Consider the following 12054-nt stretch of genomic DNA (forward strand, 5'->3'; position numbering starts at 1 on the left):
CACAGCCGAAGGGACGCCACTCATGCCGTCGACCGAGAACAATGACGTCACGGATTTCCGAGCCGAGGACGCCATCGACGTCGTTCTCGACGCACTCGGGGACATCGTGGAGACGCCCCCCGAGTCCATCGACTCGACGGCAATTCTCACCGCGCTGGGTATCGACTCCTACACCGCAGTGCGGTTACGCCGCAGATTGCTCGAAGACACCGGCGTCGATCTCGAATTGACCGATTTTCTCGGTGCCGCAACGGCATCGAGCATCGCCCAGCGCATCGGCAGGCAGAGAAACGAAGCCGGCCCCGCACCGTCACTCACATCGCCGACGACATCGGAGGCCGACGAGCACCCGGCCGACAACTCATTCGAGCTCGGCCCGGTTCAGCAGGCATACCTCGTCGGCCGGGAACCGGCTTTTCCGCTCGGGGGCGTTGCCACCTACTACTACCACGAATACGACCGAGCGACAGCAGACACCCACGCAGATTTGCGCACACTCGAAAATGCCTGGAACGCAGTGGTTCAACGGCACCCTATGCTGCGATTCGTCGTCAACACCGATGCGCGCGGTGTCGTTCGCGATACCTGCCCCAGGTACAGCTTCGATGTCACCGATCTGACGCAGGTAGCGCCGGAGGCATGCACAGTCGCACTGAACGAACTCCGCCGAGAAAACTCCCATCGCGTCCTTCCAATCGAGACTGGCCCGCTGTACGACATTCGCGTAGCCCTGCTCCCCGGTGGCATCACCCGCCTCTTCGTCGGCTTCGACATACTCGCCCTCGACATGGCCGGGTGGATCACGCTGATGCGAGAGTGGGGTGCTCGAGTGAACGGGCAGAACGATTTCCAGCCGCTGGGCCCGACGTTTCTGGACATCGTCCGGGCCAAGACCATCGATCCGGACCACCTGTCCAGGCGCGCGGCCGACCTCGAATACTGGAGCGCGCGTTCACGCGAGCTCCCTGCCGGCCCGAACCTGCCCTGGCTGGCCACCCCCGACAGCCTCGGCATCCCCCGGTTCACCCGCTGTTCAGCTGATTTGACTGCGCAGGAATGGGATTCGCTACGACGTGCGTGCGCATCGCGCGGACTGACACCGACTGCCGTGCTGCTGGCAAGCTTCGCCATGACACTCCGACAGTGGGGTGCCACCGAGAATTTCGCTCTCAACACCACTCTCTTCGACCGCGAACACTCGGACGACAAGCAGGCCACGACCGACTCGATCGGCGACTTCACGACCACGATACTGGTCGAGATTCAACCGGTCGAACACTGCGATTTCGAGACATTCTCGGCCGCCGTCAATCACCGGTTCTGGTCCGATATGGACCACCGCACCGTATCCGGGATGGAAGTGCGGCGACTGACCGCCGATGCATCGCTGACGCCCACTCATCCAGTGGTCTTCACCAGTGGACTGGGACTGTCCAACAGAGACGAATCCCCCACGGAATGGCTCGGCACCGAGATGTTCGGCGTCTCGCAGACACCTCAGGTATTGCTCGATCACATCGTGCGCGAGGACGGTGGCCGACTGCTCATCGCGTGGGACGCCGTCGAGGGAGCACTCGATCCCGACTTCGTGCGCTCGATGGCAAGTGCGCATGCGCGGCTACTGCAGCGATTGGCCCACGACGACTCCACCTGGACGGACAACGCCCTCACCCACGATCCCACCTTCCTCTCTCCGGAACCCGTCACACCCAACGCATTCGATGCTGCGGGCCCCCTGCTGACCGATCCGTTCGACGCCCGCACAGACCGATCCACACCCGCCGTCATCTGCGGCAGCACCGAGTTGTCCGCGGACCAGGTCCACCGCGGTGCTGGAGATATCGCTGCGGCACTGGCCGGGCGCGGAATTGGCCCCGGCGACGTTGTCGCCGTCAGTTCCGAGAAAACTCCGGCGCAGATCATCGCCGTTCTCGGCATAGCGGCGAGCGGGGCCGCCTACGTTCCGGCCGAACCGAACTGGCCGGCGGAACGCATCGCCAGCGTCGTCCGCCAGGCCGACATCACGCACGCTCTGATAGCGGCCGACAACGACCGCAGCCAGTGGCCCGACCACGTCGAAGTCATAACATTCGACTCAGCCGGCAAGGTCGATGCAGACGGCTCCGCGGACCTCCAGCAAACCGCTCCTTGCCGCCCGGACGCCGGCGATCTCGCGTACATCATCTTCACCTCCGGCTCGACCGGTGAACCCAAGGGCGTGGCTGTCGAACATCGCGCGGTACGAACCACACTCGACGACCTGATGGGGCGCTACCCGCTCACCGCAGACGATCGGGTGCTCGGGCTCTCCGCCTTCAGCTTCGACCTGTCGGTGTTCGACATATTCTCGGTGCTCGGGGCCGGTGGCGCGTTGGTACTGCCCGACAGCACACGACTGCGCGACCCCGGGCATTGGATGGACGTGATGTCACGTCACCGCATCACACTGTGGAACACGGCTCCGGCGCTGCTCGAAATGCTGGTCGAGTACGTCGAAATCGAACCGGAGCGGGCGCGACACGCCTTTGCCTCGCTCAGACTCGTCTTCCTCTCCGGCGACTACATCCCGACTACACTCCCGGACCGTCTGCGTGCTCTCGCGCCCGAGGCCACGATCGTGAGTCTCGGCGGTGCAACGGAGGCCTCGATCTGGTCCATATTCCACCCCATCGGCCACGTCGATCCGGAATGGACGACTATCCCCTACGGGCGTGCACTCGGCGGACAGAGCTTCCATATCCTCGACGACGGTGTGGCGTGCGCGGTCGGGCAGACCGGTGAGCTGTACATCGGCGGCGGCGGGCTCGCACGGGGGTACATCGGTAACCCGGAACAGACCTCAGCGAGGTTCGTCATGCACCCCGCTACGGGTCTACGCCTCTATCACACCGGCGATCTCGGGCGGTGGCGTACCGACGGCGCTATCGAGTTCCTCGGTCGAGTCGATCGCCAGGTCAAGATCGCCGGACACCGAATCGAGCTGGGTGAGATCGACTCGACCCTCGAGCGCCTCCCCGAAGTCCGTGCCGCAGTCGCCTCCTCCGTTCCCGGCCCCGACGACCGCCCACGCCTGATCTGTTTCGTCGTCGACGCGGCAACCGGAAACCTTGCCGCCGACACCGATCTCGTCGCGGCCCTACAAGTTCATCTTCCTCCGTACATGATTCCGAGCCGATTCGTGCGTCTGGCGTCGTTACCAGTCACACCGAACGGCAAGGTCGATCACCACGCCCTCCCGAATCCGTTCAAACGCGAACCCGCCCCGCAAGTCCCCACCCTCAGTGCCGAAGACGTGCCGCAAGCTATCGAAACGCTTTCCGGTGACGCAAGTCTCGACGTTCTCGCCGACGCGCTCGCCCGCGGTCTCGAGCTTCGCCTCACGGTGACAGCAGGGTCCCTGTCGCCACGCAAGTCCCTCGACGCTGCCATCCAGTGGGCCGATCGCACCGTGCGTCACCTCGGCGATGCCGTCGCCGTGCACGAGGTGCATGCGACGAACGGTTTACTCGAGCTGCACATTCGGGCCCTCGAATCGGCAGCGACGGGACCGGTTGGCCCGGCGGACTCGACAGAACGGGAGAACTCCGACAATCCGAGGAAACACGTCGATTCGAAGATCGAGGAGTTGGTGAACGGAGTGTTCACCGACCTCCTCGGCGAGGATATCGATCCGGCGACACCGTTCTTCGACGCGGGAGCAACTTCGCTGACCCTGGTGCTCGCACACCGACGATTGAGTGCCGCCGCATCCTTCGACGACTTCACGGTGATCGACCTGTTCGCCAACCCGACCGTCAACTCGCTCACCTCGTTCCTTACCGATCTCGGCAAGGCCCCCGCCTACAGCCCAATAGCGACACCGCCTCTGGAACACGCATCCAGACTGCCCCGCACATCGAAACCCGGCGCAGTCGACCGCTTCGACGCCCGACTCGCTGCTCGCCTGCACGCAGCCGAGGTCGCGCGATGACCGGTCATGTTGCCGTCGTCGGTCTCTCGACGCGCTTTCCCGGCGCCGCGACGGTCGATCAGTACTGGTCGCTGATTCGCGAAGGACGCAGCGGGCTGTCACGGCTGAGCACCGAGGAACTTCTCGCCCGCGGCGTATCGCCATCGTTGGTCCGCGACCGCAACTACGTACCGGTCGCCGGCATCATCGATGAGCAATCCCACTTCGATTCGGCAGCATGGGGATTCACCGAGGCCGAGGCGTCGACTCTCGATCCACAACACCGCATGTTGATGGAGTGTGCGTGGCTCGCGCTCGACGACAGCGGACACGGTCACGGTCGTGGTGCCGGCGCGGTCGGCGTCTTCGTCGGATCCACCCAGAGCGGCTACCTGGCGCACAACTTGGCCGATCGATGGGATTCGACGGGAGGTGGGCACGATCCACTGGGAAGTATGCAGACGGCAATTGCGACACAACCTGACTACCTGCCCCTGCAGATCGCCTACCGTCTCGGCCTGACCGGACCCGCGATAGCCGTCTCGACCAGCTGTTCGACATCCCTCGTCGCCATACACCTTGCGACGCAATCGTTGCTGTCGGGCGAGTGCGATACCGCGCTCGCGGGCGGGGTGTCGGCAATCGTTCCCCAGGGACGGGGATACCTGCACGTCGAGGGTGGAGTGTTCTCGCGGGACGGCGAGATCGCTCCGTTCGGGGCCCGCGGTTCAGGCATCGTCTACAGCCAGGGCGCCGGCGCCGTCGTCCTGCGAAGACTGGACGACGCGATTGCCGACGGCGACCCGATCCTTGCAGTGCTGCACGGATCCGCGGTCAACAACGACGGTACCGACAAAGCCGGATTCACGGCACCCTCCGTACGAGGTCAGGCCCGGGTCGTAGCGGAAGCGCTAGCCGCTGCCGATGCGGTGCCGTCGGACATCGGATTGATCGAGGCGCACGGAACAGCGACGAGGCTGGGCGACCCGATCGAACTCGCAGCGTTGCGCACGGTCTTCGGCCGAGGCGGGCCGCCCTGGTGCGGTCTCGGTTCGGTGAAAGGCAACATCGGACACACCAATTCCGCCGCCGGTATCGCCTCCTTCGCCAAGACAGTCCTCGCGATCCATCACCGGACCCTGCCCGTCTCGCTCGGCTCCGATGTGCCGGCGGAAGGCCTGCGGCTACCGGAGTCACCGTTCGAACTGCTCCGCGAAACCCGCCCCTGGAACACGCCCCCACTGGCAGGAGTCAGCTCGTTCGGCATCGGCGGCACCAACGCCCACGTCGTGCTCGGCCCCGCACCGGTCGTGTCCTCCCGGCCGACGGTATTCGAACGGCCTGTACTGCTGATCTCATCAGGCGCCACAACCGGTGGGGTCCGTGCCACCGCCGATGCCATCGCAGACTTCGCGCCGCTGACATCGCCGGTAGATCTCGCACACACCCTCGCCGTCGGCCGCGCCGAACTCGAGCACCGGACCGCGGCCGTGCTCGACCCGGCGCAGCCGCTTGCACGTCCATCGTTCTCCGAACCAGTCGCGGCGCGCACACAGGCGCCCTCACTGATTTTCACCTTTCCCGGTGCAGGCGGACACTACCGCGGCATGGGCGCAGATCTATACCGCGACGAGCCGGTGTTCCGCACGGTAGTCGACGAGGTCGCCGAACTACTCGTCCCGCACATCGGTGCCGACGTCCGCGACATCTTCGACCGCAACGACACCTCCGACCGGATCCGGGATGTCGCCTTCGCCGTGCCTGCCATGTTCGCAATCTCCCTCGGAACCGCTCGCCTGCTGCAATCCTGGGGTCTGACTCCGACTGCGATACTCGGCCACAGTCTCGGCGAATGCACGGCCGCAGCTTTCACCGGCGCATTGACGCTGCCCGACGCGTGCACACTCGTCGCCGCGCGGTGCACCGCTGCCGCGCGATCTGCGGGTATCGGCGCGATGATGTCCGTCGCACTCCCCGAGGACGAAATCCGCAGCATACTGACCGACCTACCTGCACTCGACTTGGCCGCAGTGAATGGGCCGAACTCCTGCGTCATCGCCGGTGCACATGGCGAATTGCGTTCCGCTGAGTACCTTTTGAAGGGCCGCGGTGTCGATGTCAGCATGCTGAACCTGGCCGCGGCAATGCATTCCCGGCACGTCGAGGCTGCACTGGGAGACGTCGAGCGGGCAGTACACTCGTTCGCGCAACCGCCCTCTCCCTCCCGTGTCTGCTCGGTATACAGCACGGTCACCGGCGATGTCATCGAGGACGCCACCCTTCGGCAATCCTCGCACTGGGTCGGACAGCTTCGGAGTCCCGTTCAGTTCTCGCAGGCACTCACCGCAGCGGTGAACTCCGCGCGCGGCGATGTGGCAGTGGTCGAGGTCGGACCTGGTTCGTCGTTGACGGGTCTGGCCCGCGCTCACGGATTCGGCAACGCCGCAGCGACCGTATCGACAATGAATCGCGATGAGTCGGAGTCCATTACCGTTCGCGCAGCCGTCGGTCGGCTCTGGTCCGTCGGTGTGCCCGTCGATGTCGCGGCAGTGTCCGGTGGCAGCGGCCGGCCGGTACGGGCGCCCGGCTATCAATTCGATCGCAGACATCTGTGGATCGAACCGGCAGACACCGACGCGGTGACCACCACCGCATTCGTCGACCTGCTACAGCTTCCGCTGTGGCGGCAACTACCGCCCGCGGGCACCGTCACCGCACCGAGCGGGGTGTGGGTGATCGTCGGCAAAGACCCTGTCGCAGAAGCACTGCGTCGCCGGTTCGAGCAGTTGGAGGTCACCGTCCTCGAACCGGACGGCAGCCCGACCGAGGTCAGCGGTGTCGTCACCATTGCCGACGCCGGCGAACACGGTGACGAGGCGGTGGAGGCCGTGACCACGTTCGCCGAGACAGCCGCGCATCTCGTTCCACTACTGATCGACGGTGCGCTCTGGATGTCGGTGACCTACAACGGGACAGCCACCGCTCACAGCGACACCATCGACCCGGTGGCCGCTGCGGTGCGAGCATTGCCCCAGATTCTCGGCCAGGAATGCCCCGGTCTGCGCTGGGCTGCAACCGATCTGGGTATCGACATCGCCGTCGATCCGCAGAAGTGCGCCGACGTTGTCGTGCACGAGGTAACCGACGCGCTCGGACGCCCGGCAACCCTCCCCTCCTCGGACGTCACCGTGGGTGTGGGTACGCGGTGGACGAGCACTCTGACATCATGGCCCGCCGTCGAAACACCCGAGGCCACTGTGCAACCTGGAACACAGGCATTGATCGTCGGTGGATCAGGGGCGGTCGGTCGACTTCTGAGCCGACACCTGTCCGAGCTCGGATACGACGTCGTGGTCACCTCTCGTCGAGACCGCTCCCACACCGACCCAGATTCCGGCGGCGTCCGTCACATCGTCAGCGATGCAACGGACGCCGCCGACCTCGCCGACGTGATGGCATCGATCGACGCAGAGGGCGGCCCGGTCGGCCTCGTCGTCCACGCAGCCGGGGTAGCGGCCAGCGTCGCTCCCATCACGCTCACTACCGGAGTATCGGAGGCCGCTCGTGCTCACCTCGATTCCAAACTGACCGTGGCACAAAACATTCACCGAGCCATCTCGGGACTGACCGAAGACCGCCGACCCGTCGTGGTGCTGTGCATGTCCTCGGCCACCGGAATGCTCGGCGGTATCGGGATGGGCCCGTACGCCGCGGCGAACATGGCAATGGACGCGTACGCCGCGGCTACGTCGAGTCACCGCACCCGGTGGGTCAGCATCGGGTGGGACGGGTGGCGCCCCGACCTCGGGCAATCGGATGTGGGATCGGCCATCGCCATGTCGGGTGCCCTCGACGCCGACACCGGACTGGCCGCCTTCGACCGCATCCTCGGCCTGGCTCGCACCGGACGCTGCCCGGCCGTCGTGGCGGTCAGCACATCCGATCTCGACGCACGTTCCCGCACAGCATCGGTTCCCCGGAAGCGAACGGCGGCCGACTCGGATCTGTCGGACCTGACCGACACTCAACAGGGTGTGGCCGAAATCTGGTCAGCGCTGTTCGGTACTCCCGTCGAGGAAGCCGACGCTGACTTCTTCGCACTCGGCGGGCATTCACTGCTGGGGACCCGCATGCTCGATTCGGTGCGTCGACGATTCGGCGTCGAACTCGGTCTGCGGGACCTACTTACAGCTGCGACGCTGGCGGAGTTCTCGGGACGCGTCGATGTCGCAGGCGAATTCACGGCAACTCGAAACGCGGAGAGCGCAGTCCCCGCGTTGTCGGACGTTCTGGGAGCTGACGCAACATTCGAGATGACCCGCGTCCAACATGCGTACTGGATCGGACGCGACGGCGGATACGAGTGGGGTAACGTCCCGTGCCACTTCTACCTCGAATACGACTGCGTCGGATTGGATCTGGAGCGATACGGCAGAGCGCTCGACGCGGTCATCGCACGTCACCCGCTGCTGCGTAGTGTTGCCACACCCGACGGACGCCTGCGGACACTCGACTCGGTTCCGCCATACCGAATCCGAACCCGCGATCTCACCTCGGCAGACGCTGAAACCAAGGCGCGCTCCCTCGCGGCGATGCGGCAACGGATTGCCGAGAAGCCTGGTCCGCCCGATCGCTGGCCGCTCGTGCAGATTGCCGCTGCCACGGTCGAAACGAACCGGGTTCGCTTGTTCATCGGCGTCGACGTCCTGATCTGTGACGCTGCGAGCTGGTGGATTGTCGAATCGGAACTGAAGACCTTGTACGACGACCCCGATCTACCGCTGCCGACGCTCGATCTCCATCCGGCACAGTGCTCGTCGGCGATGGTGATACGACGGCAGGGACGGGCAGGGGTCGAGGCCGAGCGTTACTGGCTCACCCGGGCGGACTCGATTCCCGGCCCGCCCGAACTGCCCATTCGTGCGGGATTCGATCGACGTCCACGGTTCGTACGACGGGCCACAGCGCTGCGCCCCGAGCAGTGGAGTCGATTCGTCACCGAATGCCGACGCCACCGCATCACGCCGACAGCTGCCCTGCTCACGATGTATACCGATGCACTGCGAACGTGGTCCACGACTGAACACTTTTCGGTGGTACTGACATTGTTCGACCGCCCGCCGGTTCACCCCGACGTCAACAAGGTGGTCGGCGACTTCACCTCGCTGATCGTGCACGAATCCGAGGCACATGCCGGTTCGACGTTCGCGGACCGGGCACAGGCGACGCAACGCAGGATGTTCGAAGACCTCGATCACCGCGAGTACTCGGCGCTGGAACTTCTGGCCGAGCAGTCGACGCGCTCCGGGGAACGGCGCTCTATTCCCGTCGTCTTCACCGGGGCTCTCGGAGTGCACGACATGGTCGATGACTCGGGCTCACTCGAGTGGGTGGGTACGCAGGTTCACGCGGTCGGTCAGACACCACAGACCTGGCTCGATCATCAGGTGCTCGAACAGGACGGGGAGCTGCGCTTGCAGTGGGATGTTCTGGACGGGCTGTTCGCTGACGACGAGCTGGATCAGCTCGTGGCCCGGCACACCGAAACGGTCGCGCACCTCGCCGACAACGACGAGGCGTGGACACACTCGAGTGATACCACCGATCTGCCAGCAGTCGATCCCGCCGACGTTCTCGTCCCGTTGCGGGGCGCGAGGGCCTCGGGAGGGGCTGATGGGCCCACACTGTTCCTGATTCATCCGTCGGGCGGAGACGTACTGTGCTACGCCGAGCTGTCCCGGCGATTGGCGACCGACGTCGCTGTCGTGGCGCTGACCGATCCGCAGCTCACCGGGGACACCCCCGGCCAGAATTCGACCGAAGCGATTGCCGCGCAGTACCTCTCGGCACTGCGGAGTCGGTATCCGACGCCGCTGGGAGGTTGGCTGCTCGGCGGCTGGTCCATGGGCGGAACATTGGCCCAGGAGATGGCACGGCAACTCTACGACGACGGCGAGCACACGGCGCTGATCATCATGCTCGACTCGAACGACCCGACCTACATCACCGCCATCGAAGGCACGACCACACAACGCGACACAGAGGTCGCGCGTCGCCAACTGGGTGCACTGGAGGCGTTCCTCGACATCGACCTCGACATCGGTGAGGCCGCGTGGAGCGAGATCGCAGACCTGGATGTCTGCGAGAGAAACAACATGATCGCCGCGAAGCTCCGCAGTCGTCGACTGCTCGGTCCTCGCGACGACGGTTCGTCACGGCGCGAGGTGTTCGGGCGCCACCTCAGTGCTCTCGCACGTCACGAACCTCGTCTGCTCAGCGACCCGAACACTGAGACCGTTCTCGTTCGCTGCACCGCACTCGCGCCGAAAAATTCGGGGATCGGCATGGGCATCGACGACACACCAACCGAATTCGCGGCGGACCTCGGCTGGTCACGTCATCTCACCGGACCACTGACCGTGGTCGACGCCGACGCCCATCACTACTCGATTCTCCGGGCCCCTGCCCTCGATGCTGTCCTCGCCCATCTTGATCGCGCACTCACCAAAATCCTCGACCGCCACTGATGTCATCAACCGAAAAGAGTAAGAAACTCATGCGATATCGCACCCATCGTTCTCCATCGACTCCGCTTCGCGCGGCCACAGCGCTGGCCGCGTCGGTCGCAGTGTTGACCGGTTGCGCGACCTCGGAAGACCCGAATACCAGCGGCAGTGAAGTCGGTTCGTCCGACGTCCTCCGTTATGTCGCACCGGGTTCGTCGGCCTTGAGCACCTACGACCCGCACGGACTCCTGCCCGCAGAGAGTGACGTGGTCCGAATGGCCCTGACCTACGACCCCTTGACCATTCCCGGTGCCGACGGACAGACGCAACCGCGCCTGGCCGCATCCTGGGAACCGGACGAGACGTTGACCGAGTGGACCATCACGCTGCGTGACGACGCGACGTTCTCCGACGGCAGCAAGGTCACCGCCGCAGATGCACTGTTCTCCTTGCGCCGGATGGGCGAGAAGTCCGCAGAAAACTCCGGACGCATGGAGCGTTTCGATCTCGCGGCCTCCGAGGCGACATCAGAGACGACACTCTCGTTGCGCACCAAAGAACCGTATGCGGAGGTCGGTCAGGCGCTGGAAGGATCGACCTTCGTCGTGCCCGAGGGCAGCGCCGACTTCACCGAATTGGTCCCGGGATCGGGCCCGTTCCGTCCGGCCGCCACAGACGGTCAGGTAGAGGTGTTCGAGCGCAACAACGACTGGTGGGGCCCCGTTCCTCCGATGGGCACCATCGAGATGCGAGCGATCCCGGATCCGCAGGCCAGGGCCGAGGCCGTCATGTCGGGGCAAGCCGACCTGGCCGCCGGAGTCCCTGCGTCGGCGGTCGTCGGGCTCGGCGATGAATCGGACATCGACGTGGTTCGCCACCCGGGCGCAACTCTCTACCCCCTGGTGATGCGCACCGACACAGCACCCTTCGACGACAACCGTGTCCGCGAAGCCGTCCGCAATGCCCTCGACCGCGAGCAGCTACTGGATGTCGCGTTCCTGGGTCAAGGACAACTCGGTAATGATCTCATCAGTCCGCAGGACCCGGCCGCGCCCGATCTTCCGCAGCGGACCCGTGATCTCGATCGTGCGCGCGAACTGATGACCGAGGCCGGTCTGGCAGACGGCGTCGACGTCACACTGAACAGCACCACCGCGTACCCCGGAATGGACAGTGCTGCAACGCTCATCGGTCAGCAGCTCGCCGACATCGGCATCCGGGTGAACGTCGAGCTCTCGCCCCCGGATACATATTTCCACGACGTGTACGCCCAACGCCCCTTCTACGTCAGCTACCTCGGCGGCATTCCTTTCTTCGACATCACCCAGGTGGTCCTGCGTCCGAATGCACCGACCAACGAGACGGCGTGGAGCGATCCCGCGTGGTCGGCGGAGCTTGCCGAGACCGTCGCCGAGCCCAACGACACGACCCGCAACGAGGGCGTCGCCGAGCTGATGACCACCCTCCGCGACGAGGGCGGGTACGCCATCTGGGCAGCCTCGGACCGCCTCGACCTCGCGGCACCTGGAGTGACCGGAGTGCCCGAAGGTATCGGATTCGCCAGTGCGTTCATCGACCAGGTCGAGCTCCTCGATTGAT

Annotated in this window: 3 protein-coding genes; all 3 read left to right on the plus strand. The window is 65.1% G+C overall.

Features of this window, described 5'->3' with window-relative positions:
• Positions 1–22: 22 nt before the first annotated feature.
• From BJI47_RS17905 to BJI47_RS17915, 3 genes are read left to right on the plus strand one after another with little or no spacing between them, the layout of a single operon-like run.
• A complete protein-coding gene (locus BJI47_RS17905; protein WP_088945009.1) occupies positions 23–3970 on the plus strand; it encodes a non-ribosomal peptide synthetase in 3948 nt (1315 codons plus the stop codon).
• On the plus strand, positions 3967–10476 hold the full coding sequence (locus tag BJI47_RS17910) for a type I polyketide synthase (RefSeq protein WP_088945010.1): 6510 nt from the start codon (positions 3967–3969) through the stop codon (positions 10474–10476). Before BJI47_RS17905 ends, BJI47_RS17910 begins: the two co-directional genes overlap by 4 nt.
• A 29-nt stretch (positions 10477–10505) precedes the next feature.
• Positions 10506–12053 carry an ABC transporter substrate-binding protein gene (locus BJI47_RS17915; RefSeq protein ID WP_088945011.1) on the plus strand — a complete coding sequence of 516 codons (1548 nt, stop codon included), beginning with the start codon at positions 10506–10508 and terminating at the stop codon, positions 12051–12053.
• The last annotated feature ends 1 nt before the right edge of the window (position 12054 follow it).

The organism is Rhodococcus sp. 1168 (genome assembly GCF_002091955.1).
Taxonomy (GTDB): Bacteria; Actinomycetota; Actinomycetes; order Mycobacteriales; family Mycobacteriaceae; genus Rhodococcoides.

Excerpts from the sequence above, each read along its gene's own strand:
- BJI47_RS17905 (WP_088945009.1), top strand. The coding sequence starts at position 23 with ATGCCGTCGACCGAGAACAATGACGTCACGGATTTCCGAGCCGAGGAC.
- BJI47_RS17910 (WP_088945010.1), top strand. The coding sequence starts at position 3,967 with ATGACCGGTCATGTTGCCGTCGTCGGTCTCTCGACGCGCTTTCCCGGC.
- BJI47_RS17915 (WP_088945011.1), top strand. The coding sequence starts at position 10,506 with ATGCGATATCGCACCCATCGTTCTCCATCGACTCCGCTTCGCGCGGCC.